16 protein-coding genes are annotated in these 24,417 nt (G+C 35.3%); 9 read left to right on the top strand and 7 right to left on the bottom strand.

Annotated features, from left to right (window positions below; genetic code table 11):
* Window positions 1-229 precede the first annotated feature (229 nt).
* On the top strand, window positions 230-1,087 hold the full coding sequence (locus tag QO182_RS04595) for a DMT family transporter (RefSeq protein ID WP_371560163.1): 858 nt from the start codon (window positions 230-232) through the stop codon (window positions 1,085-1,087).
* Between the two features lie 76 nt (window positions 1,088-1,163).
* On the opposite strand, the gene QO182_RS04590 is transcribed toward QO182_RS04595, so the two are convergent.
* Complete coding sequence (locus QO182_RS04590) at window positions 1,164-1,931, bottom strand: XRE family transcriptional regulator (protein WP_371536311.1); 768 nt, start codon at window positions 1,929-1,931, stop codon at window positions 1,164-1,166.
* Window positions 1,932-2,065: 134 nt separating this feature from the next.
* On the opposite strand from QO182_RS04590, the gene dinB reads away from it, so the two are divergent.
* A complete protein-coding gene (gene dinB, locus QO182_RS04585; RefSeq protein WP_371560161.1) occupies window positions 2,066-3,223 on the top strand; it encodes a DNA polymerase IV in 1,158 nt (385 codons plus the stop codon).
* A complete protein-coding gene (locus QO182_RS04580) occupies window positions 3,223-6,270 on the top strand; it encodes a DNA polymerase III subunit alpha (protein ID WP_371560159.1) in 3,048 nt (1,015 codons plus the stop codon). Before dinB ends, QO182_RS04580 begins: the two co-directional genes overlap by 1 nt.
* Before the next feature lie 437 nt (window positions 6,271-6,707).
* Here the strand turns inward: QO182_RS04580 and QO182_RS04575 are convergent, their stop codons facing one another.
* Window positions 6,708-8,285 (bottom strand): GMC oxidoreductase, encoded by a 1,578-nt coding sequence (locus tag QO182_RS04575; protein WP_371560157.1) that lies wholly within the window; start codon window positions 8,283-8,285, stop codon window positions 6,708-6,710.
* 215 nt (window positions 8,286-8,500) lie between these two features.
* Between QO182_RS04575 and QO182_RS04570 the strand changes: the two genes are divergently transcribed.
* The gene (locus tag QO182_RS04570) at window positions 8,501-9,148 is read left to right on the top strand and encodes a DUF6268 family outer membrane beta-barrel protein (protein WP_371560155.1); all 648 of its coding nucleotides are present in this window, start codon (window positions 8,501-8,503) and stop codon (window positions 9,146-9,148) included.
* A gap of 351 nt (window positions 9,149-9,499) precedes the next feature.
* Complete coding sequence (locus QO182_RS04565) at window positions 9,500-10,060, top strand: DUF1003 domain-containing protein (RefSeq protein WP_371560153.1); 561 nt, start codon at window positions 9,500-9,502, stop codon at window positions 10,058-10,060.
* Window positions 10,061-10,117: 57 nt separating this feature from the next.
* Here QO182_RS04565 and QO182_RS04560 read toward each other — a convergent pair whose 3' ends face one another.
* On the bottom strand, window positions 10,118-12,001 hold the full coding sequence (locus tag QO182_RS04560) for a M1 family metallopeptidase (protein WP_371560151.1): 1,884 nt from the start codon (window positions 11,999-12,001) through the stop codon (window positions 10,118-10,120).
* A 420-nt stretch (window positions 12,002-12,421) separates the two neighbouring features.
* On the opposite strand from QO182_RS04560, the gene QO182_RS04555 reads away from it, so the two are divergent.
* A complete protein-coding gene (locus QO182_RS04555) occupies window positions 12,422-16,597 on the top strand; it encodes an MBG domain-containing protein (RefSeq protein ID WP_371560149.1) in 4,176 nt (1,391 codons plus the stop codon).
* Between the two features lie 84 nt (window positions 16,598-16,681).
* Here the strand turns inward: QO182_RS04555 and QO182_RS04550 are convergent, their stop codons facing one another.
* The gene (locus QO182_RS04550) at window positions 16,682-18,262 is read right to left on the bottom strand and encodes an NADP-dependent glyceraldehyde-3-phosphate dehydrogenase (protein WP_371536285.1); all 1,581 of its coding nucleotides are present in this window, start codon (window positions 18,260-18,262) and stop codon (window positions 16,682-16,684) included.
* Window positions 18,263-18,322: 60 nt separating this feature from the next.
* Window positions 18,323-18,634: a rhodanese-like domain-containing protein gene (locus QO182_RS04545; protein ID WP_371536282.1), complete on the bottom strand. Its 312-nt coding sequence runs from the start codon at window positions 18,632-18,634 to the stop codon at window positions 18,323-18,325.
* A gap of 297 nt (window positions 18,635-18,931) precedes the next feature.
* Between QO182_RS04545 and QO182_RS04540 the strand changes: the two genes are divergently transcribed.
* From QO182_RS04540 to QO182_RS04530, 3 genes are all read left to right on the top strand, one after another.
* The gene (locus tag QO182_RS04540; RefSeq protein WP_371560147.1) at window positions 18,932-19,558 is read left to right on the top strand and encodes a Crp/Fnr family transcriptional regulator; all 627 of its coding nucleotides are present in this window, start codon (window positions 18,932-18,934) and stop codon (window positions 19,556-19,558) included.
* Window positions 19,559-19,631: 73 nt separating this feature from the next.
* Window positions 19,632-20,420, top strand: a complete 789-nt coding sequence (locus QO182_RS04535; RefSeq protein WP_371560145.1) for a sulfite exporter TauE/SafE family protein — start codon at window positions 19,632-19,634, stop codon at window positions 20,418-20,420.
* A gap of 76 nt (window positions 20,421-20,496) precedes the next feature.
* Window positions 20,497-21,771 carry an FAD/NAD(P)-binding oxidoreductase gene (locus QO182_RS04530; RefSeq protein WP_371560143.1) on the top strand — a complete coding sequence of 425 codons (1,275 nt, stop codon included), beginning with the start codon at window positions 20,497-20,499 and terminating at the stop codon, window positions 21,769-21,771.
* Window positions 21,772-21,848: 77 nt separating this feature from the next.
* Here the strand turns inward: QO182_RS04530 and cydB are convergent, their stop codons facing one another.
* Window positions 21,849-22,925, bottom strand: coding sequence for a cytochrome d ubiquinol oxidase subunit II (cydB, locus tag QO182_RS04525; protein WP_371560141.1), 1,077 nt, complete (start codon window positions 22,923-22,925; stop codon window positions 21,849-21,851).
* Window positions 22,926-22,931: 6 nt separating this feature from the next.
* Complete coding sequence (locus tag QO182_RS04520) at window positions 22,932-24,263, bottom strand: cytochrome ubiquinol oxidase subunit I (RefSeq protein ID WP_371560139.1); 1,332 nt, start codon at window positions 24,261-24,263, stop codon at window positions 22,932-22,934.
* Between the last annotated feature and the right edge of the window lie 154 nt (window positions 24,264-24,417).

The raw sequence follows: 24,417 nt of genomic DNA, 5'->3' as shown, positions 1-24,417 counted from the left end.
TTTTAGATTCAATAAAAATCATCAATGCCGTACCTATATTCAAAGCCGCAAATAACTTCTGTTTTATAGACTATCAATTAGCATGCTAATTTAGACTTTCTATTGTTTTTTTGTTGGTGATATATTTTACATAGTATCGTTCTCTTTTACTATTTAATCATTTATTACAAAGCCAACTGACACTATCATAAATTATGTATTTTTGCTTAGCAAATATCTGAAAAATAAAGTGAAAAATAAACTACTCAACATACCTCCAATACCAGCCGTACTTTTTGCAATAATAAGTGTTCAGTCTGGTGCAGCAATTGCAAAAGGGCTATTTCCTGCTATTGGTGCAGCTGGAACTGCCTCCCTGAGAATTGGTATTTCAGCGATTATACTCTTCGCAGTTTACAGACCCAATTTATTCAAGATTACCCCTAAGCAATGGAAAGTTGTAATTCCCTATGGTTTGTGCCTAGGAGCTATGAATTTAATTTTTTACATGTCAATAGAAAGAATTCCCATTGGACTGGCAGTCACACTAGAATTTATAGGTCCTTTACTGGTGGCTGTTTTTGGTTCAAAACGTTTCATTGATTATTTATGGGTACTTCTGGCGGCAGCAGGAATTGTTTTGATTGCTCCATGGACAAATAACGGAATAAACGTTTTAGGTGTTTTATTGGCTTTACTGGCAGGAGCCTTTTGGGCTTTTTATATCGTTTTGGGAGGAAAAGTTTCAAAAGTAATGAAAGGCGGAGAGGCCGTTGCGACTGGAATGCTCTTTGCTTCGCTATTGATTGTCCCTTTTGGAATTATGGGAAACGGACTCAGTAATATCACACCTACATTTCTCTCTTTAGGAGTAGCGCTTGCACTTTTATCCAGTGCTATTCCTTTTACATTAGAAATGAAAGCACTTGGCCAACTTCCTGCCCGTACATTTAGTATTCTAATGAGTTTAGAACCGGCAGCAGCTTCTATTTGTGCTCTTATATTCTTACAGGAATACCTTGCTCTTAACGAGGTAGTAGCTGTTGTATTTGTAGTAATCGCTTCCGTTGGATCCACACTTACGACCAAATCCCAAGCTAATGTATAGCTCCAAAAAAGAAATTTTTTTATTTATTTTTTTAAAATTGACATAAGCCAAGGCATCATTCTGGCGGTTCTGTTCTTTAATTAATTTTATTTCCCACTTCTCGAATTTCTTTCCGCAGTTCCCTAAACATATCCTTTAAACTCTCCGCACTCAAATCATCGGGTATAAATTCATTAGTAGCAATACTGCAGGCATACTGCCAAATTTCCAGAATCTCCGAAGCTTTAATCTCATAAGGCAAATAAATCGTATTGTCAGAATGCAGCATCAGTGCATTTTTTCCGTTTTTGTTCAATCGCTTGTACACTATTCCCTGACTTTTAGTGATTACGATATACGTTTTTCCGTCCATTACATCACCCAATCGTTCTACATATTGACCTACAATAAACGAACCTTTCTTATGTGGCGGCATGGAATCTCCATCTACAGGAAAGGCCCGGAATTTTCCGTTCCGTAAAAAAGGAAGCGAAATATGCTGCAGGCTTTCTATAAACTCCGGATCTGCATAACCGCTAAGATATCCTGCCTGTGCTTTATGAGGAACGATTTCTATAATATTTTCCCCTTGCTGGTCAACGGTTATCGGCAACAATATCCTGTTGTCTCCCAGTTTCAACAAGTCTTCAATAGGTATTTTCTGCACGTCAACCGAGAGTAAAATATCAATACTGACATGAAAATAATACGATATTCTCTTCAAAATATCATACGGAGGTTCAGAGCTGCCGTCTTCATATTTAACATACCTTCCTCTTGTTATTAAAAGATTTTGAGCCAGTTTTTCCTGAGAAATACCTTTCTTAATTCTTAGCTGTCTGATGTTATCGGAAAATAAAGACATAGTAATTTTGTTATAATTTGTAACAGCAAATATACTTTATTTTGTTATAATCTGTGCTAATTTTGTAAATCAAATTTGCCGGAAAAAATTTTAGATGAAATGGATAGATGTACAATTTGAAAAACAAAATCAATATGGCAAGGTCAATAGTACACATGGATATGGACACTTTTTTTGTGTCCTGCGAAAGGTTAACCAATACAAAATTAAATGGTTTACCGCTAATCATTGGAGGTGGTGATAGAGGCGTGGTCGCTTCTTGTTCCTATGAAGCCCGAACGTTTGGTGTTCGCTCTGCGATGCCAATAAAAATGGCACTGCGTCTTTGTCCACAGGCAAAAGTAATGAAAGGCGATATGGAATTATACTCTAAATTATCCCATGATATTACCCAAGTTATTGAAGAGAAAGCCCCCATTGTAGAAAAAGCAAGCATCGATGAATTTTATCTGGATATTACGGGAATGGATCGGTTTCACGGCTGTTACCAATGGACTAACGAACTCGCACAGTCAATTACAAAAGAAACAGGATTACCACTAAGTTTTGCATTATCTGTTAACAAGACAGTTTCTAAAATTGGAACTGGAGAATCTAAACCAACAGGGAAATTAGAAATTCCGGAAACGATGGTGAAATCTTTTTTAAATCCGTTGTCCATCCAAAAAATTCCCATGGTAGGCGATGTTACTTTTCAATTGCTGTCGCGCATTGGTATTCGAACCATACAAACATTATCAGAAATGCCGGCAGAAGTACTCCAGCAAATGATTGGTAAAAATGGTATTGATATCTGGAAAAAAGCAAATGGTATTGACAACAATCCGGTGGAACCTTATACGGAAAGAAAATCCATTTCGACAGAACACACCTTTGGGCAGGATACTATCGACATTCAAAAATTAAAATCAATACTGGTAGGCATGGTGGAGAAACTGGCTTTTCAATTGCGTTCCGAGGAATGGCTTACCTCAACGGTAGTGATAAAAATACGCTATTCTAATTTTGATACCGAAACAAAGCAATGCCGAATCCCATACACTTCGGCTGATCATACTTTGACAAGGAGCGTCACCGAATTGTTCGACAAACTATACCAGCGTCGCATGCGGTTGCGGCTAATTGGTATTCGCTTTAGCGGATTGGTTCGCGGAACTTACCAAATCAATATGTTTGAAGATACGGAGGAAATGCTGTCGCTGTATCAGGCGATGGATCGAATGAAAAAACGCTACGGTTTTGATGCTGTGGCTCGTTGTGCCGGCGCCACTCTCAAAGTAAAAAACAAGTAATGTACCTCAACTGCCACTCTTATCACAGCTTGCGTTATGGCACTATTCCCTTAACCGAATTAGTGCAACTGGCCGCCGCATGCGGTGTAAAAGCCATGGCCTTAACAGATATCAACACCGTTACTGGTATTTATGATTTCATCAAAGAATGTAAAGCTGTTGCTATAAAACCAATCGTCGGAATTGAATTTAGGTACAATAACAAACTGCTTTATATTGGCTTAGCCAAAAATGCTCTAGGTCTTGCCGAAATGAACCGATTTCTGACGCAACATAATTTCGATAAAACGCCCCTACCCGCTCAAGCACCAGAATTTCTTAATGTAAGTATCATCTATCCAGTCGAGAATGCTCCTGACGTATTTAGGGATTTTGAATTTTTGGGTATGCGTCCAGAGCAGCTTCCCTTGCTATTTCATAATCAATGGAAAAGCAAACTGGAGAAAATGGTCGTTTTGCAGCCAGTGAATTTCAGGACAAAGAGAGAATTTAATCTGCATAAAATACTTCGGGCAATTGATACCAATGTCATTTTGTCAAAACTTACCGAAGCCGATTATTGTAGGACATCTGAAACGATGATTCCATTAGAAGAACTGCTGGAGAAATTTAGCGATTACCCCCAAATTATTGAAAACACCGAAAGCATCATTACCGAATGTAATTTTGAATTCGAATTTAAAACACCCAAAAACAAAACACATTATACAGAAAGTGGAGAAAATGATATCCAACTCCTAACAAGCCTTGCAAACCAAGGGTTAATAAAGAAATACGGCAACAATAATCTTCCAGCACGTGCCAGAGTAGAGAAAGAATTAAAAGTCATCCATGAATTGAAATTTAGCGGTTATTTTTTAATCACCTGGGACATTATTAGATACAGCAACAGCATGGGATTCATGCATATTGGGCGAGGGAGTGGTGCAAACAGTATCGTGAGTTATTGTCTGGGCATTACAGACATTTGCCCGCTAGAACTGGACTTGTACTTTGAACGTTTTTTAAACCTGAATCGCAAAAGTCCGCCCGACTTTGATATTGACTGGAGTTGGAAAGAACGGGATATTATTCTCGAATACATTTTTAATCGCTACGGTCGAGATCGTGTGGCTTTTTGTGGTACCAATGTAGAATTCAAGTACCGCTCGATATTTCGGGAAGTGGGTAAAGTTTTTGGTTTACCCAAAGAAGAACTGGATGCACTGGCAAAAAATCCAATGCAGCTGCACGATACTAATTCTGTAGTTGCTCTGGTACAGAAATATGGCATGCTACTCGAAAAATATCCCAATCAACGCAGCATGCATTCCTGCGGTATCTTAATTTCAGAAGAGCCAATTACAAATTATACGGTTTTAGAAATGCCTCCGAAAGGCTTTCCCATTGTTTTGTTTGACATGCACATTGCTGAGGATATTGGCTTTGAAAAATTTGACATCTTAAGTCAGCGCGGTATCGGTCATATTGACGACACGGTGAAACTAGTTAAAAAAAACCGCGGAATTGAAGTCAATATTCGAGATACGGCATTGTCAAAAAATGAAGCAAAGTGCAATGAATTTTTAAGCACTGGAAAAACCATTGGCTGTTTTTATATCGAAAGCCCTGCCATGCGTGGCTTATTGCGAAGACTAAAATGTGACAATTATAAAATATTGGTCGCTGCATCCTCCATCATTCGTCCCGGTGTGGCACAAAGTGGTATGATGAAAGAGTACATTTTTAGACACAACCATCCCGATCAGTTCGAATATTTTCATGAAACATTCAAAGAACATCTGGGAGAAACCTATGGCGTTATGGTGTATCAGGAAGACGTGATCAAAATTGCACTGCACTTTGCAGGAGTCCCTGCTTCTGATGGGGATATTCTGCGTCGGGCGATGAGTGGCAAAGGACGCTCCATGGCAGCATTGCAGAAAGTAAAAGACAATTTTTTTGCTTGTTGTGCCCAAAAAGGACATCCTCTAGCACTCAGTCAAGAAATATACCGACAGATAGAATCCTTTGCGGGCTACTCTTTTTGCAAAGCCCACTCAGCCTCTTATGCGGTCGAAAGCTATCAAAGTTTGTACTTGAAAGTATATTACCCCGTAGAATTCATGGTGGCTGTAATCAACAACCAAGGCGGTTTTTACAGAACGGAAGTGTATGTGCATGAGGCTAAAATGTCTGGTGGCATCATTAGTACTCCTTGTGTAAATAAAAGCGAATACGAAGCTACCGTTTATGGAATTGACGTCTATCTGGGTTTGATGCATCTTGAAGGCCTCGAATCTAAAACAGCGCATCGTATTATTGCAGACCGCAATACGAACGGAGAATACCAATCACTCGAAGATTTCATCAATCGCATTCCGATAGGTATAGAGGGAATCCAAATATTAATTTTCATCGGTGCCTTCCGCTTTACCGCCAAGACAAAAAATCAATTGCTTGTAATCGCCAGATTGATACTAGTGAATTTCAAACCGGAAAACCGGAATTTAATGCTGCTTCAAGAACCAGTCAAAGAATATACGCTTCCCGTATTAGAACGTTCTCCTTTTGAAGATGCATTCGACGAGATAGAACTACTCAGTTTTCCAGTCTCCTGCTCCCCTTTCGACTTATTGCAAACAAAATACCGCGGTGATGTATTGGCCAAAGATTTATTGAAGCATCATAAGAGAACCGTAAAAATGCTGGCGTATCTTATTTCTCGAAAACACGTGCCTACTAAAAGGGGAACTATGTATTTTGGAACCTGGATTGATGCCGAAGGAGAATTCTTTGACACAGCTCATTTTGCTGATAGTTTACAGAAATATCCTTTTCAGGGCGGAGGTTGCTATTTGTTATTGGGAACTGTCGAAGTGGATTACCACTTCCCCACTATTACCATCACCAAAATGGCAAAAATGCCGTTCATCCCCGATCCGCGTTATTCTAATTCTAAAGACAGACAGTACAAAGCGCATCAACAAATTAAAGAAGATGTGAGCATGACCCATCGAGCCCCTTATCCACAGGAAGTCAATCTGCCAAGGCATAAGATGTCTTAGAAACTTTTATGATGAAATTTTTAAAGTGGAATTTGTAATTAATCTAAATGATAAAACTTTAAAATCAAAAATTTCAAAACAAAATAAAGCACGCTTACAACCACTACAAAAGAAAGTAGGAAGCTAATCAGATTCACTACAATATTAGGAATAAACTTCAATCTGGGGTGCGTAAAATAAGGCTCACGATGTAGTCTTTCGTGGATGTTTTCTTTTACTATTTTGATTTTTTTCTTGATAACAATGTGTTTTTACGAGCTATGATTACCGTTATTAATCGACAGAACAATAATAACTTTACAGCTGGATACTATTTACAAAATCCTTTTTGATCCTACTAAATTAAACAATTAATTCAATATAAAGAGTAATTAGGAAACGGAAAGAACATGGCGTTTACATCTTCATTTTATCCTTTAATCGAATTCTCTGTTGTTTCAGACTGTTATTTCATTGGAAAATGGAACTTGAGCCATCGCTCTTTCGGCAATTGCTGTGATTGATAAGGAAGGGTTGACACCTGGGTTTGCTGATATCATAGCGCCGTCAATGACAAACATATTTTCATACCCAAAAACTTTGTTGTTTTTATCTATCACTCCTTTTGAACTGTCTTTTCCCATAACCGCACCTCCTAATACATGAGCGGTTGTTGGAATACCAGCAACGGCTTCTAAAACAAAAGAGGTGGCTTTTCCATTAATTATCTTGCTGTATTTATCAGTCAAATCTCTCGACTCCGGGATATCAGCAGTTGGTTTCACTCCTGAACTGACATTGGAAGACATTCCTCCAAAAAAGTTATTCTTAAATTTCAACGTGCTGTCTATCGATTGCATGAATAACAAAACGGTAGTGCTTTTTGACCAACTATTTCTAAAGTAAATCTTGAAATAACTCAAAGGATATCTTAGCAGTTGTCGTATCATATTTACAAAACGCGTTGCTGCATTTTTTCCGTGAGAAATAGGGAAATGAAGTAATTTCCAGAAACCAGATCCCTCAGCATAACGCACAATTTCTAAATGACTATTATCATCTGTATGCAATAAACTTCCTATCGCCACCCCTTTTGACAAATTTTTATTTTTATCCAAAGTAGAAACGCTAATCAAGGTTTCATTGTTTGTCCTAATGTCGTCTCCTAATTTATCTGACAATAATGGAAGGGACTTCATTTTAAGTTTAAGCAAGAGTTTTACGGTTCCCAATACACCGCCTGAGAAAATCACCCCTTTTGAAGTGAATTCCTTTTTCTTCTTAAAAAATTGAGTGCTGGATCGAACCGAAATTTTAAATCCTGTTGCTCCCTCCTTATTATCTAAAGGTTTTACATCATAAACTTCATTTTCGGCTAGAATTGTAGCTCCTAGGTTTTGAGCTAAATAAAGATAATTTTTGTCTAAAGTGTTTTTTGCATTGTGCCTGCAACCTGTCATGCAGCCTCCGCAAAAAGTACATCCTGCTCGATCTGGACCTTTGCCTTCAAAATAGGGGTCTTTCACTTTTTGTCCTTCCTTGCCAAAGAAAACAGCCACGTCTGGATGTTCAAATTGATCTTCGCGTCCCAATTCTTTTGCCAATTCTTTTAAAGCAATATCACCATCAAATAATTTAGGGTTTTTAGAAGCACCTAGCATTTTAAGCGCTTGTTGGTAGAAAGGTTTAAGTTCTATTTCCCAATCCTCGAGCTCACTCCAACTTCCTGTCTTATAAAAATTAGTTTTGGGAATGGGCAAAGTATTGGCGTAGACCAAAGAACCACCACCAACTCCTGTACCAGATATAATCACAACATGCCTGAAAATACTCATTTTCATGATGCCAAAGAAACGCAAATAAGGCATCCACAACCATTTCCTTAGATTCCAATTAGTCTTGGCAAAATCATTCGCTTTGTACCATTTTCCTTTTTCAATTACTAATACTTTATACCCTTTCTCTGAAAGTCGTAAAGCACTTACTGAACCGCCAAAACCGCTTCCTATAATTATATAATCAAAATCGTATTGCATATTTTTTGCTATTGTTTTAAACGGATTTTTTTATTTTCTTTTTTGGCTCGGTCTTTATGTAATTTAGAGAATAGATTTCTGCTAAAACCCCTAACTTTTTCATAGTAATTCATTTTTCATAACTACTTCATATAAAAACTGATAATTGTAATAAAAAGACCTGCTGGCTATAAAAATAAAGCTTTTCGTATAATAAAAAAACTTACATTTATAAAATGCTAAAAAAATTACTTAGTTTCCTGTTTTTAATAGCCCCGCTACTAAGTAATGCACAAGAATATGTGGATCTCTTAAACATAAGCTATTCTAAATCAGGAGATACTTCTTTTGAAAATAGTGCTAAAAACACCGCTATTTCTATTTTTGACTCTAAAGTAACTTTACCAATTGTTTTAAATGAAAAAACGGCTCTTATAACTGGGTTTGATTTTAACATTAAAAAACTACAATTATTTCCTGATTCTAATTACAGTGAACTATACTACACCCGCCTTAAATTAGGTTTTACTACTCAGCATTCTGATCGTTGGACTGGAACGTATGTCTTACTTCCCATACTAGCTTCTGATTATAAAAACATAGGCTCAGATGATATTTATATGGGTGGAATTGCGGTATGGACGTATAAAAAGCGCAAAAACTTTAATTATAAATTTGGACTATATACAGGAAATGAAGCCTTTGGTTTTTATATTACTCCCTTACTAGGCATTTATTACATCAGCCCTGATTCTCGTTTTGAAATTAGTGCTTTACTGCCGGGACTTTTTGATATGAATTTTGGTGTTTCCAGTAAAACGAGACTGGGAATCGACTACAAAGGAAACTCTGAAACATTCAAATTAAAAATGACAACGCGCTAACAGCTTATTCAGAAAACAACTCCTTAGAGTTTTCATCCTATGTCCAAAATAATTCATTGGACAAAAACCTTCTTTTACGTTTAAAAATTGGGGATTCCACAAACAGTTATGATCTATACGCCGTTAACGATAAAATTGATTTATCAATTACTCCTTTTAAGTTTGGAAACCACAGAACTAAATTAAACTCTGAATTAGATTACAGTCCTTTTTTAAAGGTCGAAGCGATTTATCGATTTCCTATTTCCAAGAAACAATGCAGAAAATCTTTTTCTATAATAAATAATCAGAATTCTTTTTATAATCTTGTTTAGAATTATGAAGCATGTAAAAATTTAAAGCTTAATTAAAATGAACAAAGACTCAAAAACACTACTGAATTCAGAAGCAGCACAATTAGCAAAACTTCAAAAAATCGTGCAACAAACTATAGAAGACGAGAAGCTGATAATTAATAATTTGCTAAATCCACCAGAAGATGTACTTACCAAAGGTCAAAAAATATCTGATAAAGTAGCCCGTTTTGGTGGAAGCTGGGCATTTATCATCTCTTTTTTTGTTATTTTATTTGTGTGGATATTACTAAACACCGTTACTCCCATAAGAGATAATTTTGATCCCTATCCTTTTATATTAATGAACTTAATATTGTCTTGTATTGCTGCGCTTCAAGCTCCTGTAATTATGATGAGCCAAAATAGAGTAGAAGAAAAAGACAGGAAACGCAGCGAGAATGACTATTTAATCAATTTGAAATCGGAATTAGCCATTAGAGCTTTACATGAAAAAGTCGATCTATTAATTGAAGAACAAATCAAAGTTTTATTTGACAGTCAAGCAAAACAATTAAACATATTGAAATCAATTGAAAAAAAATTAAATATTAGTAAACCAACAAGTTTAGAACCATAATTCTGTATTTGAAAGTTCATTTTAATAATAGCTTATATTACTTTAAATTGGGAGCTACTAATTAGAAATCCAAGTATTATCCTTTGGTGTGGCATCCATAAAAAGTCCGCCATCTAGTGTTACCGACTTAATTTTTCTAGTTCCTTTAAAACTAATTGTTGCCATTTTTTGGTTGGCTTCCCAAACCGCAGGCGTTTCATGAACTACTTCTTTAGTTCCATCTGTATAGATAATATTTACATCAAATGGAATCGCAAAACCGCCTTCGTTTTTTATCGAAATTGTTTGTGTTTTGGTATTCGAATTCACATTTGCAACAGCGATATCAATATAGTTATTAGTAAAAAACCAGTTGTTAAAGAACCAATTTAAATTTTTACCTGAGGTCGAATTTATCGAGTTGAAATAATCCCAAGGAATAGGGTGTTTTCCGTTCCAATCTTCCATATAGGTATGTAATGTTTTTTTGAATAAATCATCCCCTAATAAGTCTTTTAAAGCTAAATAAGAAAGAGATGCTTTCCCATATGAATTATTACCATAACCCGCTCCTGACAGTTGAGTTGACATCGAAATTATAGGCTGATCTTCTTCGGCTGACTTATCATTTATATAGCGATTTACTCTAAATTGCTTGTAAAATTTATCAGCAGCTTCTTTTCCGTGCTCTGAAATTCCAATAAGGTACTCCAGGGTCGTTGCCCAACCTTCATCCATAAAAGCATAACGGCTTTCATTAATTCCCATGTAAAAAGGGAAATAGGTATGTGCGATTTCATGATCTTGTACTAACTGCGCAAAAACAGCATCTCCAGTCTGAGAATCGTTTACCATCATTGGGTATTCCATATCAGCAAATCCCTGAAAAGCAGTCATTTTAGAATAAGGATAAGGAATCCCTGGCCAGTTGTTAGAAAACCAAGCCAAAGCATAATTATTGTTTTTAACCGAGTTAATAAAATCAGTACCTTTTACATCATAAGCTGCTTGCGTACTTACACGACGATTGGTCTTATTGTCTACGATGACGCTTCCTGCATCCCATAAATAATGATTACTCAAACCAAAACATACATCTGAAATGTCATTCGCTTCAAATTTCCAAGTATTCCAGTCGTTTTGCAAAGTAACTTTACCTTCTTTCATTTCTTGCTCATTTGCAATATGAATAACGGCATCAGAGGTATAGGATTTTTTCAATCTACTTGAAAATTCAGCTTGCAAAACTTCATCAGGATTTAGTAAATCTCCCGTCGCATAAACCACATAATTTTTAGGTGCTTTTATCGAAAAACTATAATCATTAAAGTCATTGTAGAATTCCTGACGATCCGTGTGTGGCAATTTATCCCAGCCATTATAATCATCATAAACCGAAACTCTAGGGTAACTATATGCTACAAAAAATGTAGTTTCATCAATTTGTCCTTCACGACCACTTTCCTTAGACAAAGGATAATTCCAGTCGATATCTAAAGTAGTTTTGCTATTAGGTGCCAATGCTTTTTTTAGTTTAACGGTACCAACAGTTCCCCATTTTTTAGCATTTTCATTATAAACTTCGCCATCTATTTTAAAAGAGGTAATTGTTAATCCTGCTGATAAAAAGTCAGGACTTACTTCGCCTCCTCTTGGTGAGGTAGGTTTATGGAGATTGTTTACAAAACGAATAACTATCGTTTTTAAAGTATCGTTGCTATTATTTTCATAAACAATACTTTCAGTTCCACTTACCATTTTTGTAGTTGGATCAACACTAATTTCCATAGTATATTTTCCGTGGTTTTGCCAATACTTTTTTCCTGGCTTTCCGTCTTTGGAACGACTAGCATTTGAATAAGCCTCTTTTATATTTCGTGGAGTATAGAGCTCTTGAGCAAAACTATTTTGTGCAAAAAATGAAGCTACAAACAGTATTAATAAAAATGATTTTTCTCTCATGATTAATTTTTTAGAATAAAACAAATACTAATGTACTATTAGTAGTAATCAACTCCATTTTGTAACACTAATTACCTGAAAATAAAAAAACAGACGAAAAATCTATAGAGCGTAACTCCATAAAAATACCTAATCTTAGAAAATTAGGCGGTAACTCAGTTAATTAATCTGAAATCCTGAAATAATAATCGCCCATAAACTGTTTCTATTTAAGAATGACATGATACAATTAGCTCCAAAAAACAATTTTCAGTAAAATAATTTCATTCCTTTTTGGCAAAAAGACTAATAATAGTCTCCGAAAAAGCTCTTTTAACTGCGCTAAATCATCAAAAAAAGACTGTTAATTTTTCAATTCAATAACGTTCCCATAACAGTAAATAATGTACTTTTACTACCGATAAATTCAAATTTTAATATATGAAACAATTTTACAAATCAGCTTATTTATTGGCTTTTCTAAGTGTTTTTTGTTGCTTTTCCTTACCTGTATTTGCACAAGTAACATCTCCAGTAGCACAAACATTACCTTACTTACAAAATTTCGGTGATCTAACAAGTACTTCAACAACTTATCCACCTGGTTTTCAAGGCTGGTCTACTAATAGTTATCCGGGAGCTTCTTATAACACAAGCGCTAGTTTAGCTGCAGACAAACCACTGACTGCTAATAGCACTGCTTCAACCACAAGCGGAAACATCCACAATTATAATGGTAAAATTGGTTTTTTAAATACCGGATCTCTAGATTTGACTATTGCGTTTGCTTTTAGTACCTCCGATAAATATGGAATTGAGTTAAAATACGATGCAATGGTCATTCGTAACCCTTATGATGGGAACTCCAACAATAGAATCTCTGAGATGATAGTTCAATATCGTATTGGTAATGACACTCCTTTTACCTCACTGCTTCAAACAGCTTATTTAAACGATGGAACTAAACAAGTAACAGGAACTTCAGGATTAAATTCGACACCTATTAAGGTTATTTTACCAGCAGAATGTAACAATCAGCCGCTTGTACAAATCAGATGGATTTCTAAACAGAATTCAGGAGCAGGTTCACGACCATCATTTGCGATTGACAATATAAGTATTAAGAATGATACAGCACCTCCGGTAAACGATACAGATTATCCAAAAATAAGTAATATCCTATCTAATGATTTTGATTTTTCTACCAAAATAAATGAAACTGGTAAAACGTATTTTGTATTATTACCTTCAGGAAGTGCTAAACCAAGTGCTAGTGAGATAAAAGCAGGTCATGATGCGAATGGAACTCCAGCTTTACAATCGGGAGTTTTGAATATAACCGATGAAAGTTTAGTGTATACAATAACAATTAGCGATTTAATATTAGGTACAAATTATTCTTTATTTTCAATTTCTGAGGATAATTATGGTAATCAACAAGCAGATAGTAACCAAATAGATGTAAAAACATCTAATACCCCAGTTCCTTCATTAGTCACTACGACTAAAACTCTTGATTTTAATTTTACTGAACAAAATTTTGATTCACAGCTTTTGAGTTATAAAGTTCAAGGAACTAATCTAAACACCTCTGTCACCCTAACTACCACTACAAATTTTAGTTTATCTAAAAGTGCAGATGGAACTTTCCAATCATCAATATCTTTTGCTAAGGAGGATTTTGACAACGAGAACAAGCCTACAGTTTATGTGCGTTTTAGTCCTACTACTACAGGGGATTTCACAGGGGAAATTGCCCATCAATCTACGGGAGCGAGCAATAAAAAAATAGCTTTGTCTGGTACAGGAATTAATCCATATTTTCAAAATTTTAATGATGTAAATGTGCTTAGCAACAGCGGTTGGACTTCCTACAGTGTTGCAGGAGATAAAATTAAGTGGGAGAGCACAAGCGTCAAATTTAATAGTTCTCCAGCTGCAGTACAAATTAATGGTTACGCCGAATCTGGTCCAAGCAAGGACTGGTTAATCTCACCTAATTTAAGATTAGACAATTTTAATAAATTCCCATTAGTTTCTTTTTACTCCCGCAAATATTATGAAGGTACCGTTTTAAAATTAATGGTTTCTACTAATTATGATGGAAAAAGTAGTCCTGAAACAGCTACTTGGACTACGTTAGATGGAGATTTCCCTACCACTACTGCTGTGTTTAAACAGTCACAGTATATTAATTTAGAAGCCTATAAAACGAACCACACTTATATAGCTTGGGTTTATGAAACTCCTACAAATGGAGGTAATAATGCAGCAGAATGGACTGTTGATGATGTTAGCATTACGAATGAATCTACATTTTTAGCTTCAAATCCAAATTTGAATTTTGGCGAAATAAATCCTAATGCAACCTCAGAGAGCCAATCATTTGTATTTATGGCCGGAGGATATGGAGACATTACTATCTCAGCGCCGCAAGATTATCAAATATCTACAGATAATGCAACCTTCAAATCCCAAGTAGTTGTTGCAGCCGCTGCTGCAATTGCAGGTAAAACACTTTATGCGCGCTTTTCGCCATCAGTAAAGGCCTTAAATATTACTGGAGCTCTTAGCATTCTTGGAACCGGACTAGACCAAAAAATTGGATTTTTTACTGGTTCTTCCTTACCTAAAACTGAAACCTTTGATATAGTGAGCTACAATTTAGAATTTTTTGGTAGCGATATAATAGGTTCGACTGGAACAGAATTTGGTCCAATAGATGATGCTTTACAGGTTGAAAACGTGGCTAAAGTAATGAACAAATTAAACGCCGATGTTTATGCGGTACAGGAAGTGTCTGACATGGCTTCTTTGGATAACTTAATTCAAAAAATAAGTGTTAATGGTAAGACTTTTGACAAAGTCATTTCACCAGTTTGGTCTTACTCTTTTAACCCGCCATCAGCTGATTTTCCTGATCAGAAACTAGTGGTTATCTACAATACTCAAACTGCTAAAGTAAAAAGCACTAAAGTTTTACTGAACACTTTATATAATGACATTCGCGCAGGAAAAACTACATTGTCAAATTATCCTGGCGGAAATAGTCAAAGTTTCTTTTCATCAGGTCGTTTGCCTTACTTGGTTACTTTAGAAACTAATATCGCTGGCGTAAAAAAAGAAATCAATATTATAGACATTCACGCTCGTGCTAATAGCGGTGCTGACATCAGTAAATACAACATGCGTAAATATGATGCTGAAGTATTAAAAGACAGCTTAGACGCTCAATATCCAGATGCTAATTTTATGATTCTGGGAGACTATAATGATGATGTGAGCACCTCTGTTATTGCAGGAAATCCTTCATCATATCAAAAAATCGTTGAAGATACCGATAGATATAATGCGCTAACTTTAGAACTCAGTAAAGCTGGAGCCTATAGTTATTTATCCTCAGGAGGATTTTTAGACCATATTATAATTTCTAATGAATTAACAAAGGACTATGTCCCTAATTCAATAGCAGTTTATGACCCAAGAGTAGACATATCTAATTATGTAAATACAACTTCAGATCACGGACCAGTTATTGCCCGTTTTGACCTTAAAAAAGCAGAACAAACTGTAAGTTTTAGTGCCATTGATTCTAAAACTTATGGAGCGCCTAGTTTTGACTTAAGTAGTTCATCGACTTCAAATTTAGACATTACCTATTCAAGTTCAGATGAAACTGTTGCCAAAGTTACAAATGGAAAAATTCAAATTATTGGTTCGGGAACAGTTTCTATTACTGCTTCACAATCAGGAAATGAATATTATTTGGCTGCGGTCGATGCAAATCAATCATTCACGATAAACAAAGCAGCTTTAACTGTAAAAGCAGATGATAAAACAAAGTTCTACAAAGAGGAAAATCCAACACTGACGGCTGCTTATAATGGTTTTGTATACCAAGATAATATCACATCAGTAAGCAAGTTAGCTGTTTTGAGCACTACTGCAAATACAAATTCTATTGTAGGTAGTTATCCTATTACTGCTGACTTAGCCGAAGCCAAAAATTATACATTCACTTATAGTGCTGGTACTTTAACAGTTCAAAAAGAGAACCAGTCACCAATTGTAGAACAAACCATTTCAAACCAGTCATTAATAGTACCAGATCAAAAAAACATTAATCTTTTAGAAGTTTTTTCTGATCCGGATTTAGATGTGCTAACGTATGAAGTAACAAATGAAAACAGTACGGTTGCAGAAGTGACAATTAACGCAAGTACTTTGACTATTTTATCTAAAGCTACTGGAGGTACTTTAGTTACTGTAATTGCGAGAGATGGTAAGGGTGGAATGATAAGTACATCATTTAGTGTAAATGTTAGTACTGTTTTATCGATAACAGATCAGGAATTAAAAGCTTTTTCAGTAAAAACATATCCAAATCCAGCTAAAGAAGAAACTTATGTATCAATTAGAACTGATAGTCCAAAAGATATAGAATTGAGACTCTATAGCGTATCTGGAAAAATGATTGGAAATCCATTGGAGATAAAAGGAACTTTAAGTGAAAACATTACAAGGTTAGAGTTAAGCAATTTACAATCTGGAATTTACTTTTATACCTTGAGTGTCGATAACAAAATCGTATTCAAAGAAAAAATTGTAAAAAAATAGAACTTAACACTGCATACTTTTCTATCCGTAAAAAAACCGTCTCGTTACAATCAACGAGACGGTTTTTAATTTATGAAAACTTAATTACAAAATATAATCGGTCGTAATGAAATTAGACTGATCACTGTTCAACAAAGCTTGTAAAATTTCATTATTATAGTCATTGTCTTTTGAAGCTACGAAAGTTCTAATAGAGAATGAACGCAAGGCATCGTGTATACTTAAGGTTCCTACAGCCGAATCTTTACGTCCTGTAAATGGATAAATATCCGGTCCTCTTTGACAAGAACTATTTAGATTTACACGACATACCAGATTAACTAAAGTATCGATAAGCGGTGCAATGGTTTTAATGTCTTTTCCAAACAAACTTACTTGTTGACCGTAGTTTGACTCGGCCATATCATTTAAAGGCTCTTGAATGTCTTTAAAAGAAATAATAGGCACTACAGGTCCAAACTGCTCTTCGTGATACACACGCATCTCTTTGTTAATAGGATATAAAACCGCAGGAAAGATATAATTATGAGAATGCTCCCCTCCTTTTTCATTAATTACCTGAGCTCCGTTGTTTAGAGCGTCGTCAATTAATTCTTGGATATAAGCCGGTTTTTCTTTTTCTGGTAATGGAGTCAAGGAAACAGCTTTGTCCCATGGATTTCCAAAAACAAGTGCATCCACTTTGGCAGCAAAACGTTTGTTGAACTCTTCTGCAATACTTTCATGAACGTATAATATCTTTAAAGCGGTACAACGTTGTCCGTTGAAGGACAAACTTCCAGCAATACATTCTTGAATAGCTAAATCTAAATCGGCATCCGGCAAAATTATCGCAGGGTTTTTGGCTTCCAAGCCTAAAATTAAACGTAATCTATTTTTATTAGGATGTTGGTCTTGCAAAGCAATAGCCGATTTACTATTTCCGATTAATGCTAAAACCGCTACTTTTCCAGATTTCATAATGGGAGCTGCCACTTCTCTACCACGACCATAGACAATATTGATTGCACCTGCTGGAAAACTATTTTTAAAAGCTTCTAATAAAGGTGAAATTAATAAAACTCCATGCTTTGCAGGTTTGAACACTACAGTATTCCCCATAATTAAAGCAGGAATCAGTAATGCAAATGTTTCGTTTAAAGGATAATTGTATGGTCCAAGACACAACACAACTCCAAGCGGTCCACGGCGTATCATAGCATTTACACCTTGACTTTTAGTAAAGTGGGCACTATTGCGGTCTAATTTTTTATAATCTTCAATTGTATCATAGATGTACTCTACTGTTCTATCAAATTCTTTTTGAGAATCAGGAAGTGATTTCCCTATTTCCCACATCAAATACTTCACGATCTCGTCGCGAGTAGTTTCCATTTGAGTAACAAAACGAGTCATACACTTGATACGATCAGCTACTTTCATTGTAGGCCACAATCCTTGACCGTTATTAAACGCTAAATCAGCTGCTTCAACGGCTTCAAGACCTTCTTTTTCTCCCATAAATGGAATAGATCCTAATATGGTTGGTTCGTATTTTTCAGTAGATGAAATTGTGGAGAAAACGGCTGATGTTTGACCGTCCCATTTTTTCAACTCACCATTCACTAAATAAGTATCTTGATTTAATAATGTCTTAATCTGAAATTCTTCTGGTATTGCGTTCATTTAGTTCTTTTTGATGTTATTTTTAATAAGGTATAGCAATAGATTTTGCGCTCTAAAGTATCAGGGTGATACAATTTCGCCGTCCCAAGCTAAAATTCCGCCTGATAAATTAAAGGCATTCTCTATTCCTAATTCATTCATTATTTCACACGCTTTGGCACTTCTAGCTCCAGAACGGCAATAAACGTAATAGTTTTTACTCTTGTCCAAAGTCTCAATTTCAGAAACAAAAATAGGTCCTTGATGAATATCAATATTTATGGCATTAGAGATTATTCCGTCATTGTATTCATCCTCTGTGCGTACGTCCAGGATAACTGCATTGGCATCTCCTTCAAGTTGAGAGATCCAATCTTCTTGTGTTAAATTCATAATACTGTTTTTTGTAAATTTACAATGTTTTTTGATAACAATAAACTTACGAATTTAGAATTAAATAATAAATCCGTGAAAACGTTTTCGCGACTATTTAATAATCAGTCAATTATACATTTCACTATTAATCATCAAAAATAGCCCACTAAATCGATAGGAAAATTGCCGAATCTTCATAGAGTATGACGTGAAAAATAAGAAGGCTAACTACTACAGCTGTTCCTTTAACTTAAACAATAATTAACGTACTTTTACATTATTGCACACAAAAGCTAATTCAAACTAAAACTCAAAATGCAAGATTCTCTAAAACAAACGTTCCCCACTTTTTCTAATGAGTTGATTCATGATATTCAAAACAATGCATCAATTCAATCCTTTAAAGCTGGAGACGTAATCATGCGAACCGGTCAGTATATCAATAATACGATGTTGATAACCAAAGGTCAACTTAAGGTCTTTAGACAAGGTGAAAATGGAGGAGAGTTTCTAATGTATTATTTGCAACCAGGACAAGCTTGTGCTGTTTCAATGATATGTGCTACTAAAAGTCAAACGAGTCAGATTATGGCTAAAGCAGTTGATGATGTAGAATTAATTATAGTTCCGCTTTCATTAATGGAAAAATGGATGATGGAACACCGCAGTTGGTATGAATTTGTAATTTTCACCTATCGAATTCGATTTGAAGAATTACTAGAAGTCGTAGATAGCATCGCATTTAGGGCAATGGACGAGCGTTTAGAGTTTTACTTGAAACGCCATTCAGATACCTGTGGCAGCAAAGATTTAAAATTATCACACCAAGAAATTGCAACAGAATTAAATACTTCCAGAGAAGTAATTTCACGATTGCTAAAAAAAATGGAACAACGCGAATTAGTAAAGTTACATCGCAATCACATCGAACTTTTGACCTAAAAAAAAGGGCTATGTGACAATTGTTACTGTTTATAAAATAAATAGGAACAACCTTTGTAAGAAAAATTAAGAGATGGAATATATTGGTTATTTAGCTTCAATTATTATCGGTCTTTCTTTGGGGCTAATAGGTGGTGGTGGATCAATACTGGCTGTTCCAATTTTAGTTTATCTTTTTAAAGTACATCCGGAACAAGCGACAAGTTATTCCCTATTCATAGTAGGATTTACCTCTATGATTGGATCATTCAGTCATTATAAATTAGGTAATTTAAAAATAAAATCTGCTTTGGTTTTTGCAGTTCCATCTATTTTATCTTTACTTTTTGTACGAAAAATTATTTTACCACTACTTCCCGACACTCTATTTTCAATCAATGATTTTGACATCACAAAGAATTTATTGATCATGATTGTTTTTGCTTTTCTGATGATTGCAACTTCGGTTTCTATGATTCGAAAATCAAAAAAAGTCAAAGAAGCAAAAGAAATTAATTTTTTGATACTTGCTGTAATTGGACTATTCGTTGGATTGATAATAGGATTTTTAGGAGCTGGCGGAGGATTTTTAATTATTCCTGCTTTACTGTTTTTTGCTAATTTACCTATGAAGCAAGCCGTAGGAACTTCATTATTTATCATATTTATAAACTCTCTAATTGGGTTTGGCGGTGACTTACTAGGTGGTATCCAATTGGACTACAAATTATTGTTCATCATTTCAGCCATGGCGATTCTCGGGTTGTTTATTGGAACTCAATTATCTAAAAAAATTGATGGAGCCAAATTAAAACCTGCTTTTGGATGGTTTGTATTGGTAATGGGCATCTATATTATCGTCACAGAACTTTTCTTTAAATAAAACGCCATGTAACTTATATCACTGAATACCAGCGATTAATATCGTATTATTGTATTAACTTTAATACTTATCAATCATGCAAGAACATTTTCAAATACTAATTGTTGGTGGCGGTAATGCAGGACTGTCTGTTACTTCGCAACTACTTCGCAAGAAAAGCAACCTAAAAACAGGGATCATAGAACCCTCTGAAAAACATTATTACCAACCCGCTTGGACATTGGTAGGTGCTGGTATCTATGATATAAATAAAACAAGAAGAAAAGAAAAAGATTATATTCCAAAAAATAGTACTTGGATTATTGATTCGGTTACTGAATTCGTACCCGCGGAAAACAAAGTAATTTGCAAAAGCGGAAAAGAAATTAGTTATCAATATCTAGTTGTAAGCCCTGGTATCCAATTAGACTGGGACAAAATTAAAGGTCTTGAAGAAACCTTAGGTAAAAATAATGTAAGTAGTAACTACTCCTTTGAATTTGCACCTAAAACTTGGGAGTTCATCGAGAATTTTAAAGGGGGAACTGCCGTTTTCACAAATCCTTCAACACCCATAAAATGTGGTGGCGCTCCTCATAAAATAATGTATTTAGCCTGTGACTATTGGAGAAAAAAAGGCATTCTGGATAAATGTGACGTTCATTATATATCTGGAGGATCTGGTATCTTTGGCGTACCTGAATATGCAGAAACACTAAAAGAAGTATTAAAAAAATATAAAATACAAACTCATTTTGGCGCTAACGTAACAGCAATTGACGGGCCTACAAAAACAATTGAGTACGAGACTAAAGATACTGATGAAACAATAAAACAAAGCTTATCCACAATTGACGCTTCTTGTTACGCAATTGTTTCTACTGATGATAAAGCCGAAACAAAAACAGTTTCAATGCAATTTGATCTTTGCCATGTAGTCCCTCCACAATCAGCACCCGATTTTATTAAAAAAAGTCCGTTGGCTGATCCCAACAGTCCTTTAGGGTTCGTGGAAGTTGATAAATTCACTTTGCAGCATTCCCGTTTCCCCAATGTATTTGCCTTAGGGGATTGCATCAACGCACCTGCCAGTAAAACTGGAGCGGCCATACGAAAACAAGCTCCTGTGGTAGTTACTAATCTTTTATCGGTAATGGATGGCAAAGCTCCTGTAGAGAAATATGATGGTTATAGTGCTTGCCCTATTCCTACAGAATATGGTAAATTAATGCTTGCGGAATTTGATTATGATAACAAGCCAAAAATGACCTTCCCATTCGATCAGGCTAAACCACGGTGGACGATGTGGATACTAAAAACCAAGATCTTACCTTGGTTGTATTGGAATAAAATATTAAAAGGAACAGCATAATACTATCGTAATCTAACAAGAAACTCCCTTGCCATACCGTTGACAAGGGAGTTTTTATATGTAATTTTTTAAATAAATTAGTGTTCGCCGTAGCCTACGTTATCCATTTTCCCACTAAAGACTTTATATTGAATAATAAAATAAGTGATTACTAAAGCCAAAGCGATTACAAACCAATAAACACCTACTGATAACCCATAATCACCTGCAGCAGCATTATAAATAGTTAAGGAAGGATTAACGCTATTTGTAGAAGGCAGAACATTAGGGAAAATTGATGCTGCAGTTGATGTAAACCCTCCTACTAAGAATAAGCTTGAAAACAAAAATCCAGCACCATCATGTTTAAAACTCTTTACTTTAAATAAACCAAAAATTCCTGTAAAACACAACAATGGAAAAACCCAAAGTATAGGATTATCTATATAATTATGGAAAGGCTGTGGCTCAATATTATGCCAAATTAATAATGAAATTATCACTAACGCCAGCAATACAAAATTGAGTTTAAATACCACCTGTTTTAACTTCGGATTCAAATCTGAATTAGTTTTGTAGATAATCCAATTGGCGCCATGAATCATCAAAGCGACCACACTTACCACCCCTAAAAATAAGGTAAACCAATCGATAATTCCTAATTGATCGGCTTTAGGACTAAATGTAGGGTTCCATAAAGGTAAAAAGAAAAAGTGCGCTTCCTGAGTAGAAACTCCGTTAGTCACCATTCCAAGATTTACGCCGCGAACCACATTTCCTAAGGCCACCCCAAAGAATAGTGCCAATAGTAAACTTGCTATTCCAAAGGCTTTATCCCATACTGCTTCCCACATCGGATGATGTATTTGTCCACGCAATTCTAAACCAATGGCTCGAAAAATGAGTAACCATAAAATCATCATTAAAGGCAAGTAAAAGCCACTAAAAGAAGAAGCATATAGCGTAGGAAAAGCAAAAAACAACACTCCTCCTGCAGCAATTAACCAAACTTCATTAGCGTCCCAAAAAGGACCAATGGCATTAGTTATTGCCTTTTTATCTTTCTCCGTTTCGGCAAAAAATAGATGAATAATTCCTGCCCCAAAATCATAGCCATCCAAAACGACATAAACCGCTAAAATTCCCATTAAAACAACATACCAAAAGAACTCCATAATTATTTATTTTTTTACAGTTTCAGGGCCATTTTTAATAACTTTTCCAACCAAGAGTAGAAACAACAAACCTAATAATAAATACAAACCAACAAATCCTAATAAGGTAAACAAGGTGTTCCCTGAAGAAACCGTAGGCGATATACCTTCTGATGTTCGTAATAAATTGTATACCAACCAAGGCTGCCTCCCCAGTTCTGAGGTGTACCATCCTGTTGTATTGGCGATATAAGGAAATGGCATCATGAAGAATAAAGCCCATAAAATCCATTTAGTTCCAAATAGTTTTTTTCTAAATAATTGTAAAACCGCCAAAGACATTAAACCAATAAATAGCGTTCCTAAACCTACCATAATATGATAAGCATAATACAGCGCTGAAATATTAGTAGGGTGTGTATTTTCATCAAATTGATCTAATCCCTTTACAGTAGTATTCCAATTCCCATAAGTCAAGAAACTTAAAACATTAGGCACTGCAATCTTATTATCCAGTTTTTTCTCTTTTACGTCAGGCTGGCCTATTAAAACAATCTCGGCTCCTTTTTGTTCAGTATGAAAAATTCCCTCCATTGCCGCAAAAGTAACGGGTTGGTATTTTACCACATTTTTAGCTAATAAATCTCCCGTAGGCACTGCTACAATTATACTGGATATTAATCCGAAAATCACCCCAGTTTTTAGAAATAACTTACCGTATTCCTCATTGCGCTTACTCAAAATATACAGAGCACCAATACCCGCTACTACAAAAGAGCTGGTTACCAGAGAAGCTGCCTGATTGTGCAAATAAGAGGGCCATAGCCAAGGATTTGTAAATAAAGCGCTGAAATTAGTAAGCACAAATTTACCGTTAGCCAAAATTTCATATCCTACAGGATTTTGCATCCAGGAATGGGTGGCAATAATTAGAAAACCACTCGCCCACGATCCTAAGAAAATGAGGAATCCCGTTACAAAATGCCATTTATGTCCGATAATTTTTTCTCCAAAGAGAAACATACCTAAAAAAGAAGATTCTAAAAAGAAGGAAAACATGCCTTCCATTGCTAATGTCTGCCCAATAATCCCTCCTGTCAACTCTGAAAATTTAGCCCAATTTGTTCCAAACTGAAACTCCATTGGAATTCCCGTGACCACACCCATAGCAAAATTTAAAGCGAAAATCTTCATCCAAAAATGAGTCGCTTTATTGTATTTTATATCGTCTGTTTTTAGAAACTTCCACTTAAAATAAACAATAATTAGGGACAAGCCCATTGTTAATTGAGGAAAAAGATAATGAAAAGTAATCGTGAATGCGAATTGCATTCTATCATAAAAAAGCATTTCTTCCATAATGAAGGTTTTTTGTAAAGATACCCGTAAATTTAAGCTGTTTAAGTAATCTAAGTCACATAAATTCTAATTTTCTCCCCTGATATTTATCATAGTTTTCAACAACTAGCATTAATAACTTTGATATGAGTAGTTTAGACTAACAAACATATAT

The sequence above is a fragment of the Flavobacterium sp. Arc2 genome (assembly GCF_041431385.1).
GTDB lineage: Bacteria > Bacteroidota > Bacteroidia > Flavobacteriales > Flavobacteriaceae > Flavobacterium.
Note: the sequence above shows the minus strand (reverse complement) of the source record. Positions and strands in the feature narration are given on the sequence as shown.

Bases quoted from the DNA above. Each gene is read 5' to 3' on its own strand.
- cydB (WP_371560141.1), bottom strand. From the start codon at position 22,925: ATGGAGTTCTTTTGGTATGTTGTTTTAATGGGAATTTTAGCGGTTTAT.
- QO182_RS04565 (WP_371560153.1), top strand. From the start codon at position 9,500: ATGAACAAAGACTCAAAAACACTACTGAATTCAGAAGCAGCACAATTA.
- dinB (WP_371560161.1), top strand. From the start codon at position 2,066: ATGGCAAGGTCAATAGTACACATGGATATGGACACTTTTTTTGTGTCC.
- QO182_RS04545 (WP_371536282.1), bottom strand. From the start codon at position 18,634: ATGAATTTAACACAAGAAGATTGGATCTCTCAACTTGAAGGAGATGCC.
- QO182_RS04540 (WP_371560147.1), top strand. From the start codon at position 18,932: ATGCAAGATTCTCTAAAACAAACGTTCCCCACTTTTTCTAATGAGTTG.
- QO182_RS04535 (WP_371560145.1), top strand. From the start codon at position 19,632: ATGGAATATATTGGTTATTTAGCTTCAATTATTATCGGTCTTTCTTTG.
- QO182_RS04530 (WP_371560143.1), top strand. From the start codon at position 20,497: ATGCAAGAACATTTTCAAATACTAATTGTTGGTGGCGGTAATGCAGGA.
- QO182_RS04550 (WP_371536285.1), bottom strand. From the start codon at position 18,262: ATGAACGCAATACCAGAAGAATTTCAGATTAAGACATTATTAAATCAA.
- QO182_RS04580 (WP_371560159.1), top strand. From the start codon at position 3,223: ATGTACCTCAACTGCCACTCTTATCACAGCTTGCGTTATGGCACTATT.
- QO182_RS04575 (WP_371560157.1), bottom strand. From the start codon at position 8,285: ATGCAATACGATTTTGATTATATAATTATAGGAAGCGGTTTTGGCGGT.
- QO182_RS04570 (WP_371560155.1), top strand. From the start codon at position 8,501: ATGCTAAAAAAATTACTTAGTTTCCTGTTTTTAATAGCCCCGCTACTA.
- QO182_RS04520 (WP_371560139.1), bottom strand. From the start codon at position 24,263: ATGGAAGAAATGCTTTTTTATGATAGAATGCAATTCGCATTCACGATT.
- QO182_RS04590 (WP_371536311.1), bottom strand. From the start codon at position 1,931: ATGTCTTTATTTTCCGATAACATCAGACAGCTAAGAATTAAGAAAGGT.
- QO182_RS04555 (WP_371560149.1), top strand. From the start codon at position 12,422: ATGAAACAATTTTACAAATCAGCTTATTTATTGGCTTTTCTAAGTGTT.
- QO182_RS04560 (WP_371560151.1), bottom strand. From the start codon at position 12,001: ATGAGAGAAAAATCATTTTTATTAATACTGTTTGTAGCTTCATTTTTT.